Genomic DNA, 25780 nt, shown 5'->3' with positions numbered 1-25780 from the left:
CCGCTGAATGCCCCGTTGAACGGAGGTGGAGGAAGAGAAATGAGCGGTATCCCGGAACCCGAGGAGTTCCGAGCACAGGCCCGGCAGTGGCTCACCACCGTCGCCCGGCCGCGCGCCGCCGACGGGGAGTGGGGCAGCGGCTCCGACTCCGTCGCCGTGTTCGAGAACTGGACCGAGCAGCAGGAGCGCGAGCACACCGCCCGCACCCAGGCATGGGAACGCACCCGCCACGACGCAGGGTGGGGCGCCCTCAACTGGCAGGCCACGTACGGCGGACGAGACCTGCCCGCGTACTACGAGCAGCTCTACCGCGCCGAGGAAGCCGCCTTCGACGTACCGCACCGCACCGAGATCTTCCCGGTGACCCAGCAGCTCGTCGCGCCCGCGATCCGCATCTGGGGCACCGAGGAGCAGAAGCTGCGCTGGCTGCGGCCCATGCTGCGCACCGACGAACTGGCCTGCCAGCTGTTCTCGGAGACGGAGGCCGGATCCGACCTCGCCGCGGTACGCACCAAGGCGGAACGGGACGGCGACAACTGGGTGTTGAACGGCCACAAGGTGTGGACCTCGGGGGCCGGGGTCGCCACCTGGGGCGTCGCGGTGTGCCGCACCGATCCCGACGTACGCAAGCACGCCGGCATCACCGTCTTCCTGGTGCGGATGGACGCCCCGGGCGTGACCGTCCGGCCCATCCAGCAGATGACCGGCGGCGCCAGCTTCAACGAGGTCTACCTCGACGGCGTGGTGGTGCCCGACACCGACCGGCTGGGACCGGTCGGCGAGGGCTGGCGGGTCACGCTCAGCGTGCTGGCCGCCGAACGACTCGACTCCGGCAACCTGGGACTCGACAACGCCGACAAGGCACTTGACCTGGCCAGGAACCTGCCCCGCCCGCTCACCGGCGGCGAACAGCAGCGCGCCGCCGACCTTTACCTCCGGGCCCTCGTGCAGCGGCTCATCGGACTACGGGTGACCGGCGCACTCGTCGCCGGACGCGAGCCCGGCGCGGAAGCCTCGGTCGGCAAGCTGTACGCCACCGAGACCATGCGGCGCACCAGCGACCTGGTGACGGAACTGCTCGGCCCGCGCTTGGTCGCCGACACGGGGGAGTGGGGAACGTACGCCTGGACCGAGCACCTGCTCGGCGCGCCCGGCTACAGCATCGCCGGCGGCACCGACGAGATCCAGCACAACATCCTCGCCGAGCGCGTGCTCGGCCTGCCCAAGGAGCCCGTCCGATGAGCACGGCCACCGACGTGTGGGAGCTGACGGCGCGGGTCCGCGATCGCCTCGCGGGCCTCCATCCGGGCGTATCCGTCGGGGAGTTGAAGATCCTGCCGGGGGGCCACTCCGGGCTGACCTACTCGGTCGCGGTGGGGGAGGCCACGTACGTCATCAAGGCCGTGCCCCCGGGCCAGCGGCCCGTCGGACGCAACGACGTGTTGCGCCAGGCGCGTGTGCTGGGCGCGCTGGCCGGTTCAGCGGTGCCGGTGCCGGATGTCGCCGCCGTCGACGAGACCCAACCGGCCTGGTTCGCCATGGACTTCGCCTCCGGGGAGGCCGTCGAGCCCGTCCTCGACGAACCCGAGCTGCCCGCAGCGACGGCGCGCGCACGGATGCTGGAGATCGCGGCAGTCCTACGACGTCTGCATGCCACCGACGTCCGGACACCGGGTCTCGACGCCCCGGAACCGCTCGACGCGGCCGGTGAGTTGGAGCGGTGGAGCCGCACCATGCATGCCGTCCCGGCGGAACTGCGTCCAGGCGGCGAGGAGTTGATCGAGCGCCTTGCCGACGACGTGCCCGGGGACCTTCCGCCGGTGCTGCTGCACGGCGACTTCCGGCTCGGGAACGTGCTGTGCGTCGGTGAGCGCGCGGTGGCGGTCGTCGACTGGGAGATCTGGAGCGTCTCAGACCCACGCATCGACCTCGGCTGGTTCCTGCTCTTCGCCGACCATCACAACTTCCCCCAGGTGGGGCGCCCGGTCCCCGGACTGCCCACCGAGGCCGAACTCCTCGACGCGTACGGCGACGGCGGGCCCCCGCTGCCCGCGATGGACTGGTTCCGGGCGCTGGGCCGCATGAAGATGGCCGCGATCATGGGCCACAACCTGCGCCGGCACCGCGAGGGCAAGCACCACGACCCGGACCAGGAACGACTGCCGCCCACCATCGCCGCGATGATCCGCACGGCGCGCGACATCCTCGCCTGATCCAGGCCGACCGCGGCCGTCCCACCCCTGCTTAGGAGCAATCGTGGATTTCGGATTCTCGCCCCGGGCGAGTGAACTCCAAGGCCGTATGCGGTCGTTCATGGAGGAACACGTCTTCCCCGCGGAAGCCGTCTACGACCGGCAACTGGCCGAGGCGGACGACCCGCACGCGCTGCCGCCGGTGATGACGGAGCTGAAGGAGAAGGCCCGCGCCGAGGGCCTGTGGAACCTCTTCATGGCACACGGCGACTGGGGTGCGGGACTCACCAACCTCGAATACGCGCCGCTCATGGAGCTCGCGGGCCGCTCCATCATCGGCCCCGAGGTCTTCAACTGCTCGGCGCCCGACACCGGCAACATGGAACTGCTCGCCCTCTACGGCACACCCGCACAGCAACAGCGTTGGCTGCGGCCCCTGTTGGAAGCCGAGATCCGCTCCTGTTTCGCGATGACCGAACCCGAGGTCGCGAGTTCCGACGCCCGCAACATCCGTACCCGCATCACCCGGGACGGCGACCACTACGTCGTCAACGGCCGCAAGTGGTACACCTCCGGGATCCTCGACCCCGACTGCAAGCTGATCATCCTGATGGGCAAGACCGACCCGGACGCGCCCACCTACCGTCAGCAGAGCATGCTGCTCATCCCCCGGGACACCCCGGGCATCACGATCCTGCGCGACCTGCCGATGTTCGGCTACACCGACCGGCTCGGCCACGGTGACGTGCTCTTCGAGGACGTCCGCGTACCGGTGGAGAACATCCTCGGCGGTGAGGGGGAGGGCTTCGCGATCGCCCAGGGGCGGCTTGGTCCGGGCCGTATGCACTACGCGATGCGCGCCGTCGGATTCGCCGAGCGCGCCCTGCAGTTGATGTGCGAGCGCGCCACCGAGCGCGTGGCCTTCGGCGGGCCCCTCGCCGACCGGGGCGTGGTGCGGGAGTGGATCGCCCGCAGCCGTATCGAGATCGAGCAACTGCGGCTGCTGGTCCTCAAGTCGGCCTGGCTGATGGACACCGTCGGCAACGCCGCCGCCCGCATGGAGGTCGCCGCCATCAAGGTCGCGGCCCTGGAGGTCGCCCACAAGGTCGTCGACCGCGCGGTCCAGACGCACGGCGCGGCCGGGGTCAGCGACGACACCGTACTGGCCCGGCTCTACTCCATCACTCGGGCGCTGAAGATCGCCGACGGTCCCGACGAGGTGCATCTGCGCACCCTGGCCCGCCAGGAACTCGCCCCGTACAAGACGAAGTCCGAGAAGAAGAAGTCCGCGAAGACGTCTGAGAAGAAGTCCGACACGAAGGCAGGGGCAGCGTGAGCAGTGCCAACACCCTCGATGGCAAGGTGGCTGTCATCACCGGCGGATCCCGAGGCATCGGCCTGGGTATCGCCACCGCCTACCGTGCGGCGGGCGCACACGTGGTGATCGCGGCCCGCAAGGCGGCCGGACTCGCCGAGGCCCGCGAGGAGTTGCTGCGCGTCAAGGGCGACGGCGACCTGCACACGGTCGTGGCCAACGCCGGCGAACCCGACCAGGCCGAGGCCTGCGTCGCCGAGACCATGTCCCGCTTCGGGCGCCTCGACATCCTCGTCAACAACGCGGCGACCAACCCCTACCACGGCGACCTGCTCGATCTGGACCTGCCGCGTGCGGAGAAGACCGTACGGGTCAACCAGTACGGGATGATCGCCTGGACCCGCTGTGCCTGGCGGGCCTGGATGGCCGAGCACGGGGGAGCGGTCGTCAACATCGCCTCCGTGGGCGGCCTGATCGTCGATCCGCACATCGGCTACTACAACGCCACCAAGGCCGCCATGCTCCACATGACCCGGCAGCTCGCCTACGAACTCGGGCCGCACGCGCGGGTGAACGCCATCGCGCCCGGGCTGATCAAGACCGAACTGGCCCGTGCCGTATGGGAGGTTCGCGAACCCATCCTCACCGCCAAGCTGCCGATGCGGCGCCTGGGCACGGTGGAGGACGTGGCAAATGCGGCCGTCTTCCTGGCCTCGGACGCCTCCTCCTGGATGACGGGCCAGACCCTGGTCCTCGACGGCGGCGCGACCGCCCTGCCGATCGGGGTGGACGAGTGACCACGCCCCGCTCCGCCGCCGAACTGTTCTCGCTGGAGGGCAGAACGGCCATCGTGACCGGCGCCTCCGCCGGACTTGGCGCGCGGTTCGCCGTCGTCCTCGCACAGGCCGGCGCCACCGTGTTCGCCGCCGCACGCCGTATCGACCGGCTCAAGGAACTCGCCGGCACCGACGCCCGTATCCACCCGGTCGCCTGCGACGTCTCGGTCGAGGCCGACCGTACGAGGCTGGCCGAGACGGCGCTGAGCGGCACCGGCCGGATCGACGTACTGGTCAACAACGCGGCCACTTCGGGCGAGACACGTGCGGCGGACGAGTCCCCGGAGGCCTTCGGCGACGTGCTGGGCCTGAATCTCACCGCTCCGTTCCACCTGGCGCGGCTGACCGCCGAGGCACCGGTCCCTGCCGGAGCTCCCGCCGGCGGCAGGAGCATCATCAACGTCTCCTCCATCCTCGGCCTGGTCTCCGCCGCGCCCCTCGGCGGCGCGAGCTACTCGGCGTCCAAGGCCGGACTCATCGGCCTGACCCGCGAGTTGGCCGGACAGTGGGGCCGCGAGGGCACCCGCGTCAACGCACTCGCCCCGGGCTGGTTCCGGACCGAGATGACCGCCGACCTCTTCGCCGACGAACGCTCCAGCAACTGGGTCGAACGCAACACCCTGCTGCGCCGCGGCGGCGACGGCCACGAACTCGACGGCGCCCTGCTGTTCCTGGCCTCGGACGCGTCGTCGTACTGCACCGGGCATGTCCTGACCGTCGACGGCGGATGGACCGCCCGATGAGCGTGGACACCGACATCCGGCCCGACGGCCTCGCCCGCGTCACCCTGCGCCGCGCCGAGGCGGGCAACGCCATCGACCTGGAGACGGCACGCGGGCTCCTCGAGGCGGCGCGGACCTGCGAGCGGGAGCCCGTACGGGCCGTGCTGCTCACCGGCGAGGGGAAGTCCTTCTGCGTCGGCGGCGATCTCAGGGAGTTCTCCCGGCTCTCCGGCGAAGCCCTGGAAAAGCACCTCATCGCCGTCACCGACGCCCTGCACGACGCGCTGCGCACATTCGCCGCGACCGACGCGCCCATGGTCGCCGCCGTCCAGGGAGCGGTAGCGGGCGCGGGCATCGGCCTGGCCGCGGCCGCCGATGTGACCCTTGCTGCCGACAACGCCGTGTTCACCGCCGCCTACACCGGCATCGGCTACTCGCCGGACGCCGGAGTGAGCTGGTCGCTGCCGCGCCTCATCGGCCCCAAGCGGGCGCTGGATCTGCTGTTGACGAACCGCAGGGTCCCGGCGACGGAGGCCGCCGTACTGGGACTGGTGAGCCGGGTCGTCGCCCCCGACCGACTCGCGGCCGAGGCCGAGCGCACGGCCGAGACCCTGTGTCAGGGCCCCACCTCCGCCTTCGGCGCCACCCGCCGGCTCGTCGCCGCCGGCCTCACCTCCGAACTCTCCGCGCATCTGGACCGCGAGGCCCGAGCACTCGCCGCCGCAGCCGCCTCCGAGGCGGGCCGCGAAGGCGTCGCCGCGTTCCTCGCCAAGCGCGCGCCCGCCTACTCGCGTATCGCGCCCAGGACTTGAACCCGTCACTCGAACCAAGGGAGCCCCCGTGTCGCAAGCATTCGTCGTCGGCGCCGTCCGAACCCCCGTCGGCCGCCGCAAGGGCACGCTCAGCGGCGTGCACCCCGCCGATCTCGGCGCCCATGTGCTGCGCGCCCTGCTGGAGCGCACCGGGGCCGACCCCGGGGCCGTGGACGACGTGTACTTCGGGTGCGTCAGCCAGATGGGCGCCCAGACCGGAAACATCGCCCGCACCGCGTGGCTGTCCGCCGGGCTGCCCCAGCACGTGCCCGGCACCACCATCGACCGCCAGTGCGGTTCCTCCCAGCAGGCCGTGCACTTCGCCGCCCAGGCGGTGGGGTCCGGCGCCGCCGACCTGGTGGTCGCGGGCGGTGTCGAGGTGATGAGCCTGGTGCCCATCGCCAGCCCGATGTTCGTCGGTGAACAGGCCGGCATGGGCAGTCCCTTCGGGGGGGCCGGCTGGCAGGAGCACTTCGGGGACCAGGAGGTCTCGCAGTTCCGGGGAGCCGAACTGATCGCGGAGAAGTGGGGCGTCTCCCGCGAGGACATGGAGCGGTTCGCCCTCACCAGCCACCAGCGGGCCCTTGCCGCGCAGGCCGACGGCGTCTTCGCCGAGGAGATCGTGCCGTCCTTCGGGCTCACCGCCGACGAGGGCCCGCGCGCCGACACCACGCTCGAAAGGATGGCGGGCCTGAAGACGCTCACCGAGGGCGGCCGGCTGACGGCCGCAGTTTCCAGCCAGATCTCCGACGGCGCCGCCGCCCTGCTGATCGCCTCCGAGGAGGCCGTACGCCGTCACGGCCTGACCCCGCTGGCGCGCGTACACACCATGGCCGTGGTCGGCTCCGACCCCATCCACATGCTGACCGGCCCGATCCCCGCCACCGAGAAGGTCCTCGACCGGGCAGGCCTGTCCATCGACGAGGTCGATCTGGTCGAGATCAACGAGGCCTTCGCGTCCGTCGTCCTCGCCTGGCAGAAGGAGATCGGCGCCGTTCCGGAGCGGATCAACGCCTTCGGCGGCGCGATCGCGCTGGGACATCCGCTCGGTGCCACCGGAGCGCGACTGATGACCACCCTCGTCCACCAGCTGCGCAGGACCGGCGGACGTTACGGTCTGCAGACGATGTGCGAAGGCGGCGGCATGGCCAACGCGACCGTGATCGAGCGCCTGTGACCGGCCCCGGCTGGTAGCTGAGTTCAACTTGGGTTTACTCTCGGGTACGGACACGGTGGGTGACGGCCATGGAGAGGGAGTATGACGAGGATCGTTGAACCGGAGGCGGGACCGCGGTCCAAGCGCGCAGCCATTCTCACGGCCGCGGTGGACTGTTTCGGCGAGACGGGGTTCGAGGCCACCAAGTGGTCCACCGTCGCCGAACGGGTCGGCATCGGACAGACCGCCCTCTACCACTACTTCGAGTCCAAGACGCACTGCCTGCTCACCATCATGCGGCTCGAACTGGAGCGTTCCCACGACCGGTTCGTCGAGGCGACCAAGGACGCGGCCGACCCGGTCGAGGCGCTGCGGGCCGCGGTCCGCGCGGCGTACGAGGTCTCCCCGCAGGAGGTCCTGCAGATGCGCATCCTGCAGAACCACATGGACCTGCTGTCCGGCTCGCGCGGGTCCAAGCGCGAGGAGGCGGAGCGCGTCGCGGCGCGCCAGTTGGTCCAGGTCGTCGAGCGGGACTGGATGAACCTGCTGGTCAAGGGCATGGCGCAGGGCGCCTTCCCGCTGCGGGACGCGCAGTTGCTAGGGGCGAGCGTGCTCGGTCTGATTGTCAGCGTGTGGCGGTGGTACCGGCCGTCGGGGCCGACGCCGCTGTCGGAGATCAGCGAGCTGATCGAGGGTGCCTGCGTGCGGATGGTGGCTACCTGACGCGCGGCCGGCTCCCGCTCTTCGCGGCCCCTGACGGAGGACCCGTCAGGGGCCGCGCTGTGTCCCCGTGCCGGTGTCGCGGTGATCGGTTTCATGACCGGCCATTGCCAGGCGTGTTTCCCGCGGATTACCATCGGAACTGAACTGAACTGAACTCAGGTTGATCTGAGGAGGGGTCTTGCGACGACGCACGACACGCTCGCTCATCGCCGCAGCCGCCGCCCTGCTCGCCCTCGTCGTGAGCGCCTGCGGCACCGGAGGCCCTTCGGCGGCAGGGAACGACAAGGTCATCAGGATCGGTGCCTGGTTCCCGCTCACGGGCGCCGTGGCTTCCTTCGGCATCCCCGAGAGGGCCGGCGCCGACGCGTACTTCAAGTCGGTCAACGCAAGCGGCGGGATCAACGGCCGCAAGATCGACTGGATCGTCAAGGACAACGCCTTCGATCCGCAGCAGACCGTCCAGGTGGCCCGCCGCCTCGTGGACCAGGACGGGGTCGTGGCGATCGTCGGGGCGAACGGCACCGCCCAGTCCCAGGCCACCTTCCCCTTCGTCCTGGAGCAGCGGAAGGTCCCGGTTCTCAACCCGCTCGGCGGGGACGCGACCTGGTACCAGCCGCCCCGCGACGGACTGTTCGGGCTGCAGACCCTCTACGAGGACCAGGCGGCCGCGCTCGGCCAATGGGTGGTGCGCGACGGAGCGAAGAAGGTACTCGTCGTGCACAGCGACCCGGCGGCGTTCGTGAACGTCGCCAAGGACATCGCCCCCGCGGCCCACAAGACCGATCCGTCGGTCCGGGTGAAGCGACTCTCGGTCAAGTTCCAGACCACCGACTACAGCCCGGTCATCAGCAAGGTGAAGGCGGCGAAGCCCGACGCCGTCGTCCTGATCCTCGCCTCCGCCGAGGCCGCGTCCTACCTCAAGGAAGCCAAACTGCAGGGCCTGTCGACCCCCGTGTACGGCTACGCACCGGTGGCGGCACAGTCCACACTCACGCTCGCCGGCAAGGCGGCCGAAGGCGTCAAGGCCGTACAGCTGGTCAAGTCGCCGAACGACGACGACCCGGCGATCAAGGAGTTCCGCACGGCGATGGCGAAGTACGAGCGCGGACAACCGGCCGACTTCATCACCCTGTGGGGCTGGGCCGCGGCGAAGGCCTTCGTGGAGATCGCCAGGACCATCGACGGACCGGTCACCTCCCAGGCACTGACAGCCGCGTACGAGAGGGCCAAGGCGGTCGACACCGGCGTCGGGCCGGTCCTGAACTACTCCAAGGACAACCACCTCGGCACCCGCGACGTACAGAAGGTCGTCGTCAGGGACGGCCGCTGGGAGTCGCAGGGCGACTTCTTCACCCCGCCCGTCCGCGACTGACATCCCCCACCGAACAGCGAGAGGATCACTTATGGCCGGCGTGTTGCGCGCCTACATGGCACGCATGGACAGCGATCACCCCGAGCAGGCTCTCGAACTGCTCGAACCGGACTTCCGCTACCTCATCGCCCTGCCGGGTGGCGAGGCGACGGGGCGCTCCAAGGACGACTTCGCCGCGTACATCGCGGGCCGCAACGCGGTCGACAGGGCGCACGAAATCCTCCGCTCCAGCTCCGACCGTGATCTGGAGACCGTGTACGGGGTGGTGACCGAGTCGGGGAAGACCGTCGGGTCTTTCCTGTCCGCCGCCGTCGTCACCCCCGACGGCCGGATGGCCCGCTACCAGTCGTACTTCTCCACGACGTACGACCTCATCGACCGGCAGGACTGATGCCATGACGGTAGAGACGCAGGCGGACATCGTCGTGCTGGGCGCCGGGCTCGCGGGGCTGAGCGCGGCCGCCACGGCAGCGGCGAAAGGCGCCTCGGTGATCGTCCTGGAGCCCGCCCCGACGGTCGGCGGATCGGCCGCGATCTCCGGCGGATACGTCTGGGCCATCGAGAACTCCGAACGACTGCGCGAGGAGGACCCGGGCCGCTTCCAGCGCCACGGGCAGCTCGTCGTCGACGGCTATCGCGACGCCATCGACTGGCTCACCGGCTTCGTGCCACCGCTCACCGACGAGGAGCGGGCACTCGCCGGACGCGGCCACAAGTTCGACATGCCCGTGATCATCGCCCATCTCGTACGAGAAGTGACGGCCACCGGCGGCCGGGTCGTCGCCGAAGCGCACACGGACGACATCACACGGACCGGCACCGGCTACGTGACGAGCGCGACGACACCGGACGGCGCTCTACGGATCACCAGCACCTCCGTCGTACTGGCCACCGGCGGCCGGCAGGCCGACCCACAGGTGCGCGCCTCGCTCGTCGGCGGGGGCTTCGTGCCACCACTGCGCGGAAACCCGCACTCCCGCGGCACGGGCGTGGCACTCGCCGAGAGTCTGGGAGGGTCCGCCAACACCGCGAACACCGGCTTCTACGGCCACCTCTTCGCATCCGGCGTCCAGTCCCTCTCCCACGTGGACTTCATCACCTTCGCGCTCTACCACAGCGGCCTCGGCGTACTGCTCGACCGCTCGGGACGCCGGTTCACCGACGAGCGCCGCGGCGACCACAACAACGCGATGGCCTTGGCCGCCCACGGCGGACGAGCCCTGCTGCTCTGGTCGGAACTCGTCCAACAGGACGCCGCGCAGGCGCCGTTCGTGCCCGGCACCCCGCGCCTGGACCGCTGGGCGTTCAGCCGGGACCGCGGCGGCCGGGCCACCGTCGCCCACGACCTCGACTCGCTGCTGCCCGCAGTGCGGGAATGGGGATACGAGGCCCCCGACCTGGACGACGCGACACGTTCCCGCCTCGGCCACGGCCGCGTCTTCGCCGCGGACGTCGTCCCCGCCGTCACCTTCACCTTCGGCGGCATCCAGGTAGACGACCGGGGCAGTGTCGTAGACGCCTCCGGGGAGCCGATCGCGGGACTGTATGCCGCGGGTGCCGACATGGGCGACGCCTACCACGAGGGATACGGCGGCGGCCTCTGCCTGGCCGTCGTCTCGGGCCGCCGGGCCGGGCGACTCGCCGCGACCACCACACTCAGCGTGTAAGGGAGCCGACATGACCGACACATCCACCGCACCCGCCCCGTTCCTCATCGCCTGGTTCGAGATCCTCGACGGCGACGAACCGTCCAGAATCCTCGACCTGATCAGCGACGACTTCTCGCTCTCCATCCTTTTCTCCACCGGCGACGGCAACGCCACCGACTTCTCCGGGGACCGGGCCGCGCTGGTCGGCTACCTCGAACAGCGCGAGAAGGGCACGCGCACCCACCACATGCTGTCCGCGACCACCCTCGGCCAGGACGAACTCTTCCTCGGTGAGGTGCGGCGCTCGGGCGTGCCCGAGGCGAGCTTCGTGGCCGCCGGGCGAGTGGACGCGCACGGCCGACTGCAGCGTCTGCTCATCGGACGGTCGTCGGAGATCCGCTTCAACTGAACACCCACCGGACACCCATGGAGAACAGCCATGTACAACCTGGTCCTGCTGGCCGCACGGCCCCCGGAGTGGACGCACGAGCGGTTCATCGCCTGGTGGCGCGGCGACCACGCCGAACTGACCTACCGGCTCCCCGGCCTCCGCGCCTGGCGGCACACCGAGATCGACCAGGCCCTGGAGCCCCGGTCCGAGGGCTGGGACGGGCTCTCCGTGCTCAGCTTCGACTCTCCCGAGGCCGTCAAGGCGGCTCTCGCGAGCCAGGAGTGGGCGGAGGCGGTGGCACAGGTCGGGGACATGAAGGGCCGCCGCATCGCGGTGATGGGGTATGAGGCGGAGATGTTCATCGCCTGAGTGGCAGCGAGAGCGCAGGTTCGGCACATCGAAATCGAAGGGTCCGTCGCGGAATTCGGCACGGCACAGGCGTAGCGAGGAAGAGGCATGCGAGAGGTAGTGCGGGAGTTCCAACGAAGGGCCGGGCAGGCGGACTTCGTCGCCGTCGTGGACGACGCCGGCAGCCATACGGCGCGTGACCTGCTGGCCGAGGCGGACCGGCTCGCCGAGGCGATGTTCCCCGACGGGGGCGGCGGCACCGTCATGCTCCAGGCCGACAACTCATGGCGCACCGTCGCCGGCAGCCTCGCCGTAGGCCTGCGCGGCGGTGTCCTCGCGGTGGTCAACCGGCACACCACACGGGCCGAGTTCGCCGCGGCCTTCGAGGACATCCGGCCGGACGTCGTCGTCGCCGAGCCGTCGGCGAGGGACGAATGGGCGGTGCCCGAGCTGCTGCCCGGCCGTACGGACACCGTGCTCGACGGCTGGATCTGCCGAGCCGCACCCGAACGGCGTGACGTGCAGCGTTGGTCGGGCGGTGTCCTCATCGGACTGACCTCCGGTTCGACCGGGCGGCCCAAGGGAGTGGTGCAGTCCGAGGAAGCCCTGCGTTACGCCGGCCAGAGCACCATCGACATCAACGGCCTGGACCGCGGCGACGCGGTGGCGGCCATCGTGCCGCTCTCCTCGACGGCCGCATACTGCTTCGGCGTCTACCTTTCCCTTCTCCTGGGCGGCCCGCTCGTCCTGACGGCCAAGTGGGACCGCGCCGTCGCGCTGCGGCGCATGGCCGAGACCGAGGCCCGCTGGACCATGTGCGTACCGACGATGGCACTGCAGATGGGCGCCGAGGCAGCCGGATCCGGCATCCTCGCCGGAGTCCGCGCGATCACCGTCGGCGGCGGCCCGATGGACCGTGGCGCTCTCGCCCGCGCCGAACAGTCCCTGGGCACAAGGATCCTCCGTGTGTTCGGCATGTCCGAGTGCCTCGGACACACCTCGCCGAGGCCCGACGAGCCCGAGGAGATCCGGCTCGGCAGGGACGGACGACCCTTCCCCGGAACGGAGTTGCGCGCCCTCACCCCCGACGGCAGCGAAGCGGGACCGGGCGTCACCGGACCGGCGCAGGTACGCGGTCCCTCACTCTTCGTGGGCTACGCCCGCGCCGGCGCAGTCGAACCGCCGCAGCTGACCGCGGACGGCTACTTCGCCACCGGTGACCTGCTGATGACCCACCAGGACGGCACCGTCAGCATCATGGGCCGCGAGAAGGACATCATCATCCGCGGCGGCCGCAACATCGACATCACCGAGATCGAACGGGCCGTCGCCAGCTACCCGCGCGTGGCCAGGGCATGCGTCGCGGCCGCTCCGGACGAGGTGCTGGGCGAGCGGGTGGCGTTGCTCGTCGTCACCGAGGACGGCGGCGGCATCGACCTGACCGAGGTGACCGGGCACCTGGAGAGCGTCGGGCTGTCGAAGAGCAAATGGCCCGAATTCGTGTACGCCGTCGAGGAGTTGCCCCAGACGAAGGTCGGCAAGCTCGACCGGTCGGGAGCTCGCGCACTGGTCCACCGGCTGCGCGGGCGAACACCCGACTCGACCTGACTCCAGGGCACAGCCGGGGCGGGCACCCGCACGTGTGCCCGCCCCGCCCTGGCCCGACCGACACAAGCAGACCAGTAAGCCAGCAAGGGAGAGTCATGACAGCGCGGTTCGACCAGGGCCCGTGGGCCGCAGCCGGAGTCCAGACGGTTCAGCCCGGAGTGCACCGCGTCCCCCTGCCCCTGCCCAACGACGGGTTGCACGCCGTCAATGTGTATCTGTTGGAGAACCTCGCGGACGACGACGGCATCGTCATGATCGACGGCGGCTGGGCAATCCCCGAGGCCCGCAAGGCACTTGAGGAAGCGATGGCCGCCATCGGCCGCGACCTCGGCGACATCAGCCACATCCTGGTCACGCACATCCACCGCGACCACTACACCAACGCGGTGGAGCTGCGTCGGCTGTTGGGCTCCCGTGTCTACCTGGGGGCGGGGGAGCGGCCCGGCCTGGAGATGCTCAACCGGCTGCGCAGCGACGAACCCGCCGGCTCGCTGGAGACGCTGCGGCGCGCGGGCGCGGTCGAACTGGCCGACCGCATCCAGGCCATGGACCACGGCGGCTACGACCCGAGCGTGTGGGAGGCTCCCGACCGCTGGCTCGGCGCGGAAACCCTGAGCTTCGGCGACCGTGAGCTGCACGTCGTACCAACTCCCGGGCACACCAAGGGACATGTGGTCTATCTGGACGAACAGCGCGGCCTGCTGATCTCCGGGGACCACGTCCTGCCGCACATCACGCCGTCCATCGGCTTCGAACTGGCCGAAGAGGACAGCCGGCCGCTCGCCGACTACCTGGACTCGCTGCGGATGATGACCCGTTACGCCGACACCCGGCTGCTGCCCGCGCACGGGCCGGTCGCGGACAGTGCCCACACCCGCGTCGCCGAGCTGCTCACCCACCACGACAACCGGCTGGCCAAGAGCCTGACGGCGCTGGGCGAGGCCACCCTCGACGCCCATGCGGTCGCGCGCAAACTGGGCTGGACGCGCAGGGAGGTGCCGTTCGGCGAACTCAGCGAGTTCAACCAGATGTTGGCGGTCAATGAGACGGCGGCGCACCTGGACGTCCTGGTGCTGCGCGAGCGGGCGACGGTGAGGTTCGTGGACGGGGTGAACCAGTACACGCGGGTGCGGTGACACGTCACAACACGCGGGTGCGGTCACAGGTCTCAGGCACAACAGGAGGAGGGGGCACGGCCGTTGCCGCGCCCCCTCCTCCTGTCACCGCGCCGTCCAACCGCCGTCGACGTACAGCTCGGATCCGGTGACGAAGCTCGCGTCCTGGGAAGCGAGGAACGCCACCGCCCCCGCGACCTCTTCGGGCCTGCCGAGCCGTCCCATGGGGGTGCCCTCGACCATCGCGGTGTGCCGGGGCGTGCCCCGCCACAGTTCGCGGGAGAGGGGTGTCTCGATGAAGCCGGGGTGGATCGAGTTGACGCGCACGCCGCGTGTGGCCCAGTGCAGGGCCGCGTTCTTCGTCATCAGCCGCACCGCGCCCTTGGCGGCGTGGTAGGAGAACTGGCTGCCGAAGCCGCCGACGGTGCCGAAGATCGACGCGATGTTGACGATCGAACCGCCCCCGGACCGCTCGATCGCGGGTCCGCCGTGTTTCATACCGAGCCAGACCCCGCCCTGGGTGACGGCGATGACCTTGTCCCAGGACTCCTGCGTCTCCGTCTCCACCGTGCGCATCTCGGCGATCCCGGCGTTGTTGACGACCACGGTCAGGCCGCCGAGCTCGGCGACCACCTGCTCGACGACGGCGCGCCACGCGTCCTCATCGCTGACGTCCAGCGCGAGGCCGAGCGCTCGGGCTCCGTCGGCCGTCAGTTGTTTCGCCAGTTCCTCGCAGCGGCCGGCGTCCACGTCGGTGACCACCACGGTGGCCCCCTCGGCGGCCAGCCGCCGCGAGACGGCATCGCCGATGCCGCCGGTCGCACCGGTGATCAAGGCGATCTGTCCGGACAGTGGTTGGCGCACGGCTTCTCCTTCGTCTGCTTCGTTTCCTGCGGTGTGCGCGTCAGTGGTCACGGCAGTAGCTCCAGTCCCGAGCGCAGCAGTGCGGGAACCGCGGAGCCCACCCGCTCGAAGCCGGTACCCACGGTCTGGCCTGCGAGAAAGCGGGCATGGATGCCCTCCGCGATGACGGCGAGCTTGAAGCAGGCCAACGCCTGGTAGTACGGCAGGGCGTTGATGTCGCGGCCGGACTCGTCGGCGTATCGCTCGGCCAGTTCGCGGCCTGTGGGAAAGCCCGGGTTGGCCGTCGGGACGTGGCGCGCTCCGAGGACCGGTTCGCAGGTCGGATCCCAGTACATGAGGAGCATTCCGAGGTCGGCCAGCGGATCACCGAGTGTGGCCATCTCCCAGTCGACGATCGCCGCGATGCGCCCGAAGTCACCGGTTCGCAGGATGGTGTTGTCGAGGCGGTAGTCGCCGTGCACGAGGGCAGGGGCGCCGCTCGTCGGAAGGGAGCGGGCCAGTCGGCCGTACAACTCGTCGAGGTCGGGCAGCGTACGGGTGGCGACCTTGTCCCACTGCCCGCGCCAGCGTCGGACCTGACGTTCCAGATAGCCGTGCGGCCGGCCGAAGTCGCCGAGCCCGACGTCATCGGCGTCGACCGAGTGCAGCGCCACCAGGGCGTCCACGAGTGCCTCGGCGGCGCGACGCGCTTCGAGGCGTGGCAGCCCGGCGGCGTCGTCGCCGTCACGCAGCACCACACCGTCCACGAAGTCGACGACGCTGAACGGCGCCCCGATGACCTCCGCGTCCGTACAGGACAGCACCGCCCGGGCGACCGGCACACCGGTGCCGCCGAGCGCGGCGACGACGCGGAACTCGCGGTCCATGTCGTGCGCGGTGGGTGTCAGCACCCCCAGCGGCGGCCTGCGCAGCACCCACCGGTGTGTCCCGTCGGTCACCTCGTACGTGAGATTGGAGCGCCCGCCCTGCAACAGCCCGATCCTCAACGGCCCCGCGACGTCCGGGACATGGCGTTCGAAGTAGCGCTGGAGTGCGGGCACGTCGACGCCGAGCAACGTCGCGTCGAAGGCCGCTTCGGATGCGGTCACTGTGCGGCCACCCGCTCCCGTGCCGCCCGTACCGCGCGCTTGGCGATGGCCCAGCGGTGGGTCTCGGAGGGCCCGTCGTAGATGCGGAAGGGACGCACCTCCCGGTACAGCCGCGACAGCGGGGCGTCGCCCGAGATGCCGAGCGCGCCGCACACCTGCACGGCCCGGTCGACCACGCGGTTGACCGCCTCGGAGACGTACGTCTTGGCGATCGAGGTGTGCTGCGCGGCCGAGCGGCCCTGGTCCAGCTCCCAGCAGGCGCGCCACAGCACTGCCCGGCTGGTCTCGATGTCGATCTCCGAGTCGGCCAACAGCTGTTGCACCATGCCGAGTTCGGCCAGCGGCCTACCGAAGGCCGAACGCCCCGCCGCACGCTCGAGGGCGATGTCCTGAGCCCGCCGCGCCACGCCGAGCCAGCGCATGCAGTGAGTCATCCGCGCGGGCCCCAGACGCACCTGCGCGTAGGCGAAACCCTCGTCCACCCGGCCCAGCACGGCTTCGTCGCCGACCTCGCAGCCCTCGAAGACAACCTCGCTGTGCCCGCCGAACAGACCGTGATCCAGCGTGTCGATGTTCCGGACGATCTTCATGCCCGGGTTGTCCGCGTCGACGAGGAACATGGTCGCGCCGCCCGGGTCTCCGGGGCTGCCGCCGGTACGGGCCATGCAGATGGCGAAGGCGGCCCCGTCCGCGCCGCTGATGAACCACTTGCGGCCGTCGATCCGCCAGCCGCCGTCGGTCCTCGTCGCGGTCGTGGCGAGTGCCCGGGGGTCGGATCCGGCGCCCGGGGCCGGCTCGGTCATCGCGAAGCAGGAGCGCACCTCGCCGGCGGCCAGCGGGCGCAGACAGCGCTCCTTCTGCAACTCGGTGGCCACCACTTCGAGGAGGTGCATGTTGCCCTCGTCGGGTGCAGCGCAGTTGAGCGCGAGCGGTCCCAGCAGCGAGTAGCCGGCCGCTTCGAACACCACTGCCTGCCCGCACATGTCCAGCCCGAGGCCACCCCACTCGGTGCCGACATGCGGAGCGAACAGGCCCGCCCCTCGGGCCGCGTCCTGCAGTCGGCGACGCAGCGGCTCCGGTCCGGCGTGCACGTCTCCGTCGCACGCCTGCTCCTCGGGTATCACCACATCCCGTACGAACTCGGTAGTGCGCCGCGCGATGTCGGCGACCGTCTTGTCGATCTCGAACCCGATGGACACGTCCACTCCCGAGCTTGGCTACTGACCATTAGCCATCAGAAGGGAAAGGCTCCTCGTGTGTCAAGAGAGCGAGCTATAGTGGCAGCTCAAGTGATCAAGTCATCGGGTAACCAGTAATAGCTTCGGGAGTTCGGGTGAGCTCAGCACCAGGGGGGCCGTACGAGCGGCCGCACCGGCCCGCACGTCTGGAGGGCGTGCCCATGGCCGACCGCCGCTCGGCGATTCGGCAGGCCGCGCTGCGCCTGTTCGCCGAACAGGGCTACCGGTCCACCACCATGACCGATATCGGAGCGGCCGTCGGCATCCGTGGTCCGAGCCTCTACAAACACGTCGCGTCCAAGCACGAGTTGCTGGCCGAGATCATGATCGGCACGATGGAGCAGCTCATCGCCGACAACATCGCGGCCGTCGCGGGCACCGACCAGGTGCGGGAACAGTTGCGCCGCTCCGTGGAAGCACACATCCGCTACCACGCCCGGCACCGCCTGGAGGCCTTCGTCGGCAATCGTGAGATCGGCAGCCTGGAACTGCCCGACCAGCAACGGGTGTTGAGTGGCCGCAGCGACTACGAGCGGCGCTTCCGCGAACTCATCGAGCGAGGCATCACCGAGGGTGCCTTCCGCGTGCAGTCGGCCAGAATCGCCTCGTACTCGATCCTCGACATGGGTATCGGCGTGTCCAGCTGGTTCCACGAGGGCGGCGAGTTCTCCGTCGACCAACTCGCCTACCAGTACGGCGACATCGCCCTGCGCATCGTGGGAGCGCAGCCGCGGGGAGGGACACACGCCGCAGGCGCACCGGAGTAGATCCGAACGGCGGGAGCCGCTCAGCTGCGCGGGGTGGGCCGGTTGAAGGACGCAGCGTCGCCGGGGCGGTGAGCGTCGGGTCGGTTCCCGCCCCACCTCTGGCAGTTCGCAGGAAATGGCACACCCTGTGCGATGCCAGGGCGGGGCCCGGCGAGGGACGCACCGCCCGTGCGACCGGCGGCTGGGACCTGGGCCGGTCAGGCCCCGTGCGTTCGGGAGCGGAGCATGCGCCGGACCGTGTCCGATCGTTCGAGAAGCGTGGTGCGGACGACGGGGGCTGCCTTGTCGGACGTGTGCTGGGCGGTTTCGATGTAGGCCGGGTCGATGGCGTGGGGTGGGAAGAGGTGGCTGGTGAAGACCATCGCCGGGATCATTCCCCCCTGGTGCAGGTGGGGGATCGCCTTCAGGTAGTGCTGGGCGTAGGGGGTCAGGAGGGCGTCCTGGCCGGGGCGCCAGAAGGCTGCCGCCACCTGGCCGACCGCGTGGACGGGGACGGCGCGGTCGACGGCGAGCTGCTGCCACACCTCCGCCTTCGTGGCGGGGTCGGGCAGGGCGGCTCGTACGGTGAGGGCGCGGATCCAGGCGTCGGGGTCCGGGTCGCGTTCCAGCAGGAGGGTGGCTTCGCGGGCGACGTCCTGGCCCAGTTCCGCCTCGCGGACCAGCCCGCGCCAGAGCAAGTCCACGTCGTCGCCCGCCTGTTCGCGCAGCCAGGCCCGGTCGTCCGCGGTCGTCGCGGTACGGGCCAGACCGCGCAGGGCGACCTGGCGGCGCCCGGGGTCCGCGGCGAGGTCCCGACATACCCTGGCCACCGCCGCCGTCAGCGCGGCGCGTTCGCCGGGCGGAGCCCACAGTTCGGCGATGTTGGCGGCGAGCGTCAGATAGGGCTCGATCACGGCGTCGGACGACTCGGCCGTCAGAACCGCGGTGATGCACTGTCCGGCTTCGGCCGCCGAGGCCTCACCCGTCGTCAGCATGTCCCACACGGTGGCCGCGGCCACGCCCCGGGAGATCGCCGTGGGCAGTTGCGCCGCGGCACGGAAGAGGGCGTTCCTGGCCGTGGCGTCCGGGCGGGTCGTGGCGAAGGTCAGGTCGTCGTCGTTGATCAGCAGGACGTCGGCCGCGGGTGGGAGGCCCGTGACCGCGGTACGGGTCTGCGTCACCTCGACGCGTACCAGCGCGCTGCGTTCCAGTGCTTCGCCGTGCCGGTCGTACGCGCCCACCGCAAGCACCTGTGGGCGTGGGGTGTCGGCGGCCACCAGTGTGACCGTCTCGCCGTCGCGCTCCAGTGAGAAGCGGTCAGTGCCCGCCGTCGCGAGCCAGGCCGTGCGCCAGGTGGCCAGGTCGCGTCCACTGGCCTCGGAAAGTGCGTCGATCAGGTCCTGGAGCGTGGTGTTGCCCCACGCGTGGCGGGCGAAGTAGGCGGTCATGCCGGCCCTGAACTGCTCTTCTCCGACATACGTCATGAGCTGCTGGAGGACGGAAGCGCCCTTGGGATACGTGATGTTGTCGAAGATCGACGCGGCCTGGGCCACGTCGTGGATGGGCTGGTGGATCGGGTGGGAGACCGGGCCCTGGTCGGCCAGGTACGCCTTGAGCTTGTCGCCCACCAGGTGGCCCGCCCACGCGTCGGTGTACCGGGTGGCGCGCTCGGCGGCCCAGTGGCAGGCGAACTCCGCGAACGCCTCGTTCAGCCAGAGGTCGTCCCACCAACGCATGGTGACGATGTTGCCGAACCACATGTGCGCCATCTCGTGCAGCAGAATCTTGGCGAAAAGCTCCCGCTCGGCGGGCGTGGGCGTGGCCCGCCGCAGGAACCCGTCCGACCACGTCACACAGCCGTAGTTCTCCATCGCCCCGCCGAACTCGGGCATGAACACCTGGTCGTACTTGCGCTGCGGGAACGGCATGGCGAAGGCCTCGCCGAAGAAGGCGAGGCCCTGGCGGGTGAGCGTGAAGATCTCGTCGGCGTCGCGGTCGAGGACGTCGGCGAGGGAGCGTCGGGCGAAGAGGCCGAGGTCGTGGCCGTCGGCCTCGCGGCGGATCTCGTGGAAGGGACCCGCGTTGATGACGGTGTTGTACACGGCCAGGGACGGGGTGCCCGGGAAGGACCAGCGGCGGGCCGAGTCCAGGTTCTCGATGCGAGGGTCGCCCGAGTTGCTGGTGACGGTCCAGGTGGGCGGGGCCGTGACGGTGAAGGCGTGCGGGGCCCTGAGATCGGGTTGGTCGAAGCACGCCCAGACGAACCGGGCCTCGTCCGGTTCGAAACTCATCCACACGTACACCTCGCCGTCCGCATGGTCGACCGCCTTGTGTACGCCCTCGCCCGTGGCCGTGTCGGCCTGGACGCTTTCCACGCGCAGCACGTTGTGCTCGGCCAGCGCGGGCAGGGGGATACGGCCGTCACCGGTGGGAGTGAGTGCGGTGCCGTTCAGAGTGGCGTTTCGTACCTGTGCCGCGCAGTCGACGAACGTCTCTGCGCCCGGTTCGCGGCAGGTGAACGTCACGGTGGACACGCAGCGGACCTCGGGTCCGTCGGTCAGCGCCGTGAGGTCGACGTCCACGTCGTACCGCTCGACGGTCAACAGCGCGGCCCGGCGCTCGGCTTCGGTACGGGTCAGGCTTCGGATCCCCATGTGTCCTCCCTCGGCAGACAGCGGGCGTCAGCGTATGCCGGAGGGCGGTGGTGGGCGCAGTGGTTTTTGGCGTGTCGAAGGGGCGTTGGCTTGCGGCGTGGGCGGCGCGGGCCGGGACGCCGCGGACGGATCAGTCCGCCTATGCTTCGGCGAGGCGACGGGAGACATGCATGCGCAAGGCTGGCAGCCGGGTTCTGACCTGGGGTTCGGTGGCGGTGTCGGTGATGGTGGCCGCGGTGGCGTGCGGTCACCAGGAGTCGGCGGCGAAAGACACTTCCCCGAGTGTCTCCGCGGATTCTTCCGCGGATTCCTCGGGGTACGCCTCCGAGTTGGGGAAGAGCGACTGGCCTTGGAGCGGCAGTCCGAGCCCGTTCAACGCCCAGGTGAAACTCGACGACGGTCGCCGGGTGGCCATGTACTACCGCCGGGGCAAGGGGCTCGTCGAGCAGCACTACAGTCCCCGGGCGAAGGCCTGGACGAAGCCGGTCGTCGTCCACGGCACCAAGACCGACGCCTGCCAGGGCATCGAACTGCGGACCAACGGCGGAACGGTCGCGGCGATCGCGGACTTCGGCACCTACTGCTACGACGGCGAGCCCCCGACCGAGTCCATCGCGGCCGTCGGCACCGGCACCCTGACCGAGTGGAACGTCAACGTCAAGAAGGACTTCGACGGTTGGGAGCGGGTCTCCGTCTCCGCTGACGGGAGTCAGGCCACCTTCGGGCGTGGCGACACTCTCCACTGGAGCCGGGCCGACGGGTTCGAGACTCAGTAACCGGCCTTCAGAGCACGGGTTTTGGTCGGCGATCGGGTGAAGTCCCGCATGCGCGTGGGCGGGACAGTCCGAACCGTCGCCGGCCTGGCCTGTCCCGCCTCCATGCATGGGCTCGTCAGGACTGGGGGACGTTGTCGTACGTCTTCTTCCTGCTGGACAGTCGTTGGCGGAGCAGTGCGAAGACCACGACGCCCACGGCCACCAGGGTGGACAGAACCACCTGGTCGCGGCCGCCGCCCTCAGCGGTGTCGGTGAGCATGTAGCCCAGGACGAAGGTGATCAGGGCGATGGTGGCCCAGGTCAGGTACGGGTAGAGCCACATCTTGACGACCAGCTTCTCGGGCGTCTCCCGCTGGATGATCCTGCGCATCCGCAGCTGGGAGAAGCAGATCACCAGCCAGACGAACAGGGCGATGGCGCCGGAGGAGTTGAGCAGGAACTGGAAGACCGTGTCGGGCCACAGGTAGTTGAAGCCGACCGCGACGAAGCCGAACACCACGGAGGCGAGGATGGCCGACTGCGGCACTCCGCCCCGCGCGGTCCGCCCGAAGGCGGCGGGGGCGTCACTGCGCCGGCCCAGGGAGAAGGCCATGCGCGAGGCCGTGTACAGGCCGGAGTTGAGGCAGGACAGCACGGAGGTCAGCACGATGGCGTTCATGATCTGCCCGGCGTGCGGGATGCCGATGGAGCTCAGTGCGGCGACGTACGAGCCGTCCTTGAGGATCGCCGGGTCGTCCCAGCGCAGCAACGAGACGACGACCAGGATCGAGCCCAGGTAGAACACCGCGATGCGCCAGATCACGCTGTTGGTCGCCTTGGTGACCGCGGCCCGCGGGTCGGCCGTCTCGCCTGCCGCCAGCGTCACGATCTCGCTGCCCATGAACGAGAAGACCACCATGAGGACGCCGGTGAGGATTGCTCCGGGGCCGTTGGGGAGGAAGCCGCCGTGTGCGGTGAGGTTGGTGAAGCCGCTGGCCGGGTGGTCGGAGCCGGGCAGGAGACCGAACAACGCGAGGCCGCCGATCACGATGAACGCGGCGATGGCGACGACCTTGATGCCCGCGAACCAGAACTCGAACTCGCCGTAGGAACCGACCGAGACCAGGTTGGTGGCGGTGAGCACGATCATGACGATCAGGGCCCAGCCCCATTGCGGTACGGCGGGTATCCAGCCGGCGAGGATCTTGGCTCCGGCGGTCGCCTCGACGGCGAGCACCACGACCCAGAAGAACCAGTACAGCCAGCCGATCGTGAACCCGGCCCAGCGGCCCAGCGCGCGGTCGGCGTACGCGGAGAAGGAGCCGGACGTGGGGTTGGCGGCGGCCATCTCGCCCAGCATGCGCATCACGAGGACGACGAGGAGTCCGACGAGCGCGTAGGAGACGAGGATCCCGGGGCCCGCGGCGGCGATGCCGGAGCCGGAGCCGACGAACAGGCCGGCGCCGATGACGCCGCCGATCGCGATCATCGACAGGTGACGGTTCTTCAGCCCGGCCTGCAGACCTGAGCCGGACGGGGCGTCGGTGCCGTCTGCGGTGGCCGGCGGGTCTGCGGCGGGAGGGGCGGGGACAGGGGGACGTGTGGTCATCTCGACATCCATGAGGGAGTACGGACCAGGGCGGCACGAAATTAGTTCAGTACGATCTAAAAAAACAGTCTTGTTTAAATGTTCACCTTGCTCTATTTTTCGCTTCAGCGCTGAGCTGCGATTTCCGTGCCGCCTGCGCCTCGTCCCCCGTGTTCCGGCCCCCAGGGGAGCCTTCGTGCACGTACCAGCAGAGTGGTCGCCGTTAGGGTGGCGTCGTGGTGAACGCAGCGGGCAAGTTCGGTCCCTACAGCCAGCCAGGTCCCGCGCGGCCCGCGCCGGTCGGTGGGGTGCTGGACACCCATGTCCTGCCTGGCCGGGGCCCCACGGGATCGGAACTCGTCCGTTCGCGGATCGCCCTGCGGGTACGGCTGAAGTCGGAGGCGCCGGGGGACCGGTTGCCGGACGCCGGAGTCCTCGCCGAGGAGCTCGGGATCAGTGAGATCACCGTGCGCCGCGCGTTGGAGGGCATGTGCCAGGACGGGCTGCTCGACCGCCGTCGGGGCCGGTCGGGAGGCACCTTCGTGGCGCAGGACTGGGACACGGTCGTCGCCCTGCTGCACGACCCCGACGAGGCGGCGTCGCTGGACGCCTTCCACCTGCTGCTGGAGTGCGGCCTCGTGGCGCACGCCGCCGGCGATGTCCCGGACGGCCGGCTCGACGGGTTGCGGGCGCTGGTCGACGACATGGACCGGGCCGACGATCCCGGACGACTCCTGGAACTGGAGGCCCGCTTCCACCTCGACCTCGCTCAAGCGCTCGGCGGCCCCGGGATCCGCGAGTTCGCCGCCGATCTGCTCGGGCGCCAGTGCCTGCTGCAGCTCGCCCCGGCACCCGAAGTCGTACGGGCGCGCAATCGCCACCACGCCGACCTGCTCGACGAGCTCATCCGTGGCGCGATGGCGCCGGCCGTGGACGCGGTGAAGGCACACCAGCACGCGGGGCCGGACTGACGCCCGCCGCCGACGCCGGCCGCCCCGAGCCGCCGCACTCGCGCACTTTCGCACCGCTACTCCGCAAAGGAGCTGTCGCCATGCCTGACCCCGGAGCCGTCGGCCCGTTGCCGCCGACATCGGGCCCCGTCGGCGGCGCGCCCCAGCGTCTGCGCGGCGGCGTGCTCGGTATGGCGGACATCGCCGCCGCCACGATGGCCAACGTCGGCCCGGCCATGAGCTTCTTCTTCGGCTTCGCCTTCCTGGCCACCACGGCGGGCATCGCGTCCCCTCTGACCATCGCCGCCGCGGGCGTCGCCGTCGCCCTGCTGGGCAACACGCTCGCCGAGTTCTCCCGGGCGCACCCGTCGGCGGGCAGCTTCATCACCTTCGTCGGCAAGACCTTCGGGCCGGTCAGTGCCGTGACCACCGCGTTGCTGGCCGGCCTCGGCTACATCATCGCGATGGCCTCCGTCATCGCGATCTCGGGCGGGTTCGTGCAGATCACGCTGCACCACTACACCGGCGTCGACCTGCCGTGGATCATCTGGACGCTGCTGCTGACCGGGCTGGCGGTCGTCCTGATGCTGCGTGGGATCGTGGTCTCCACGAAGTGGGCCGGCTATTTCTTCGGCGTGGAGATGCTGGTCCTGGTCGTGGTCTCGGTTGCGGCCGTCGTCGAACACCGCGGCAACCTCTCTGCCGACCCGTTCCTGCCCGACCACATCACCCATGGCTTCAGGGGGTTGGCCGCGGGCTTCCCGCTCGCCGTGTACCTCTTCGTCGGCTGGGAGAACTCCGCGGCACTGGCCGAGGAGACGGAGAACCCACGGCGCAACGTCGGCCGCGCCGTGTTCTCCTCCGTCGCGATCATGACGGTGAGCTACATCCTGTTCGCCTACGCCACCGTGACCGGCTTCGGCTACGACGTCCAGCGGCTCGGCGACTCCGCCATCCCCTTCATCGACGTCGCCCACCACACGCTCGGCGCGCTGGCGGTCGTCGCCTATATCGGCGGCCTGACCTCCACCCTCGGCGTCCTGATCGCGGGCATCAACTCCCAGGCCCGGCTGATCTTCAACGCCGGACGGGAAGGACTCCTCCCGTCGTTCTTCGGCTACGTCCACCCCACCCGCCGTACGCCGAACAACGCGATCGTCACCTTCACCGTCACCTCTCTGCTGATCATCGGCGGCTGGGCACTGGGGCATCTGCTCGGCTCCGACGGCGGCCCGATGAACCCCGTGGTCTTCTTCACCGAGTCCTCGAGCCTGGGCGCCATCCTGATCCTGCTGGTCTACCTGGCCTCCAACATCGCCCTGCCGCTGTACTACCGCAGGTACCGGCCGCAGGAGTTCCGGACGGTACGGCACCTGGTCCTGCCAGCGATCGGTGCCCTCTCGATCCTGGTCCCGCTCTACTACCTCGCCAAGCCCGGCCAGCCCGCGCCGTACAACTGGTTCCCGTACGCGGCCCTGGCCGCCCTTCTCGCAGCCGTCGGCTACGCGACCCTCCTGGTGCGACGCGACCCGGGCCTGGCCGAACGCGTCGGTTCGGTCGTCGCCGACGTGGAGTGAACACGGCCGGCCTTGGCGCCAGAACGGTCAACGAGTGTTGGCTTGCAGCGGCCGGCAAACCCTGAGCGCCGACTTGGAGAG

Annotated in this window: 24 protein-coding genes; 19 read left to right on the top strand and 5 right to left on the bottom strand. The window is 70.2% G+C overall.

Features of this window, described 5'->3' with window-relative positions:
• The first annotated feature begins 39 nt into the window (after nucleotides 1–39).
• The 15 genes from OG303_RS04215 to OG303_RS04145 all read left to right on the top strand — a co-directional run bounded on the left by OG303_RS04215 (nucleotide 40) and on the right by OG303_RS04145 (nucleotide 14260).
• Nucleotides 40–1242 (top strand): acyl-CoA dehydrogenase family protein, encoded by a 1203-nt coding sequence (locus tag OG303_RS04215; protein ID WP_405864845.1) that lies wholly within the window; start codon nucleotides 40–42, stop codon nucleotides 1240–1242.
• A complete protein-coding gene (locus OG303_RS04210) occupies nucleotides 1239–2213 on the top strand; it encodes a phosphotransferase family protein (protein ID WP_405864843.1) in 975 nt (324 codons plus the stop codon). The genes OG303_RS04215 and OG303_RS04210 overlap by 4 nt, the downstream gene beginning before the upstream one ends.
• Before the next feature lie 43 nt (nucleotides 2214–2256).
• A complete protein-coding gene (locus OG303_RS04205; protein ID WP_405864841.1) occupies nucleotides 2257–3528 on the top strand; it encodes an acyl-CoA dehydrogenase family protein in 1272 nt (423 codons plus the stop codon).
• Nucleotides 3525–4304, top strand: a complete 780-nt coding sequence (locus OG303_RS04200) for an SDR family oxidoreductase (protein ID WP_405864839.1) — start codon at nucleotides 3525–3527, stop codon at nucleotides 4302–4304. Before OG303_RS04205 ends, OG303_RS04200 begins: the two co-directional genes overlap by 4 nt.
• Entirely contained in the window at nucleotides 4301–5086 is a 786-nt protein-coding gene (locus tag OG303_RS04195) for an SDR family NAD(P)-dependent oxidoreductase (RefSeq protein WP_405864837.1), read from the top strand. Before OG303_RS04200 ends, OG303_RS04195 begins: the two co-directional genes overlap by 4 nt.
• A complete protein-coding gene (locus OG303_RS04190; RefSeq protein WP_405864835.1) occupies nucleotides 5071–5877 on the top strand; it encodes an enoyl-CoA hydratase/isomerase family protein in 807 nt (268 codons plus the stop codon). The genes OG303_RS04195 and OG303_RS04190 overlap by 16 nt, the downstream gene beginning before the upstream one ends.
• Nucleotides 5878–5905: 28 nt before the next feature.
• Nucleotides 5906–7054, top strand: coding sequence for an acetyl-CoA C-acetyltransferase (locus OG303_RS04185; RefSeq protein WP_405864833.1), 1149 nt, complete (start codon nucleotides 5906–5908; stop codon nucleotides 7052–7054).
• Nucleotides 7055–7135: 81 nt separating this feature from the next.
• Complete coding sequence (locus OG303_RS04180) at nucleotides 7136–7756, top strand: TetR/AcrR family transcriptional regulator (RefSeq protein WP_405864831.1); 621 nt, start codon at nucleotides 7136–7138, stop codon at nucleotides 7754–7756.
• A gap of 178 nt (nucleotides 7757–7934) precedes the next feature.
• Entirely contained in the window at nucleotides 7935–9128 is a 1194-nt protein-coding gene (locus OG303_RS04175) for an ABC transporter substrate-binding protein (protein WP_405864829.1), read from the top strand.
• Between the two features lie 31 nt (nucleotides 9129–9159).
• Nucleotides 9160–9519: a nuclear transport factor 2 family protein gene (locus tag OG303_RS04170; protein ID WP_405864827.1), complete on the top strand. Its 360-nt coding sequence runs from the start codon at nucleotides 9160–9162 to the stop codon at nucleotides 9517–9519.
• Between the two features lie 4 nt (nucleotides 9520–9523).
• Nucleotides 9524–10795, top strand: a complete 1272-nt coding sequence (locus tag OG303_RS04165; protein WP_405864825.1) for an FAD-dependent oxidoreductase — start codon at nucleotides 9524–9526, stop codon at nucleotides 10793–10795.
• 10 nt (nucleotides 10796–10805) lie between these two features.
• On the top strand, nucleotides 10806–11186 hold the full coding sequence (locus OG303_RS04160) for a hypothetical protein (protein ID WP_405864823.1): 381 nt from the start codon (nucleotides 10806–10808) through the stop codon (nucleotides 11184–11186).
• A gap of 30 nt (nucleotides 11187–11216) precedes the next feature.
• Nucleotides 11217–11537 (top strand): EthD family reductase, encoded by a 321-nt coding sequence (locus tag OG303_RS04155; protein ID WP_405864821.1) that lies wholly within the window; start codon nucleotides 11217–11219, stop codon nucleotides 11535–11537.
• An 87-nt stretch (nucleotides 11538–11624) separates the two neighbouring features.
• A complete protein-coding gene (locus OG303_RS04150) occupies nucleotides 11625–13124 on the top strand; it encodes a class I adenylate-forming enzyme family protein (RefSeq protein ID WP_405864819.1) in 1500 nt (499 codons plus the stop codon).
• A 95-nt stretch (nucleotides 13125–13219) separates the two neighbouring features.
• Entirely contained in the window at nucleotides 13220–14260 is a 1041-nt protein-coding gene (locus tag OG303_RS04145) for an MBL fold metallo-hydrolase (RefSeq protein WP_405864817.1), read from the top strand.
• An 84-nt stretch (nucleotides 14261–14344) separates the two neighbouring features.
• Here the strand turns inward: OG303_RS04145 and OG303_RS04140 are convergent, their stop codons facing one another.
• The 3 genes from OG303_RS04140 to OG303_RS04130 are packed head-to-tail and all read right to left on the bottom strand — an operon-like array spanning nucleotide 14345 to nucleotide 17390.
• Entirely contained in the window at nucleotides 14345–15103 is a 759-nt protein-coding gene (locus tag OG303_RS04140) for an SDR family NAD(P)-dependent oxidoreductase (protein ID WP_405864815.1), read from the bottom strand.
• Nucleotides 15104–15150: 47 nt separating this feature from the next.
• A complete protein-coding gene (locus tag OG303_RS04135) occupies nucleotides 15151–16191 on the bottom strand; it encodes a phosphotransferase family protein (RefSeq protein WP_405864813.1) in 1041 nt (346 codons plus the stop codon).
• A complete protein-coding gene (locus OG303_RS04130) occupies nucleotides 16188–17390 on the bottom strand; it encodes an acyl-CoA dehydrogenase family protein (protein ID WP_405864811.1) in 1203 nt (400 codons plus the stop codon). The genes OG303_RS04135 and OG303_RS04130 overlap by 4 nt, the downstream gene beginning before the upstream one ends.
• Before the next feature lie 134 nt (nucleotides 17391–17524).
• On the opposite strand from OG303_RS04130, the gene OG303_RS04125 reads away from it, so the two are divergent.
• Complete coding sequence (locus OG303_RS04125; RefSeq protein ID WP_405864809.1) at nucleotides 17525–18196, top strand: TetR/AcrR family transcriptional regulator; 672 nt, start codon at nucleotides 17525–17527, stop codon at nucleotides 18194–18196.
• A gap of 197 nt (nucleotides 18197–18393) precedes the next feature.
• On the opposite strand, the gene pepN is transcribed toward OG303_RS04125, so the two are convergent.
• On the bottom strand, nucleotides 18394–20829 hold the full coding sequence (pepN, locus tag OG303_RS04120; RefSeq protein WP_405864807.1) for an aminopeptidase N: 2436 nt from the start codon (nucleotides 20827–20829) through the stop codon (nucleotides 18394–18396).
• A gap of 170 nt (nucleotides 20830–20999) precedes the next feature.
• Between pepN and OG303_RS04115 the strand changes: the two genes are divergently transcribed.
• A complete protein-coding gene (locus OG303_RS04115) occupies nucleotides 21000–21605 on the top strand; it encodes a hypothetical protein (protein ID WP_405864805.1) in 606 nt (201 codons plus the stop codon).
• 115 nt (nucleotides 21606–21720) lie between these two features.
• Here the strand turns inward: OG303_RS04115 and OG303_RS04110 are convergent, their stop codons facing one another.
• Nucleotides 21721–23193 (bottom strand): amino acid permease, encoded by a 1473-nt coding sequence (locus tag OG303_RS04110; protein WP_405864804.1) that lies wholly within the window; start codon nucleotides 23191–23193, stop codon nucleotides 21721–21723.
• 215 nt (nucleotides 23194–23408) lie between these two features.
• On the opposite strand from OG303_RS04110, the gene OG303_RS04105 reads away from it, so the two are divergent.
• On the top strand, nucleotides 23409–24143 hold the full coding sequence (locus OG303_RS04105; RefSeq protein WP_405864802.1) for a FadR/GntR family transcriptional regulator: 735 nt from the start codon (nucleotides 23409–23411) through the stop codon (nucleotides 24141–24143).
• An 80-nt stretch (nucleotides 24144–24223) separates the two neighbouring features.
• Nucleotides 24224–25699, top strand: a complete 1476-nt coding sequence (locus OG303_RS04100; protein WP_405864800.1) for an APC family permease — start codon at nucleotides 24224–24226, stop codon at nucleotides 25697–25699.
• Nucleotides 25700–25780 lie beyond the last annotated feature (81 nt).

Origin of the sequence: Streptomyces sp. NBC_00005 (genome assembly GCF_045160215.1) — a bacterium.
Taxonomy (GTDB): Bacteria; Actinomycetota; Actinomycetes; order Streptomycetales; family Streptomycetaceae; genus Streptomyces.
This window is presented reverse-complemented; position numbering and strand designations above follow the sequence as displayed.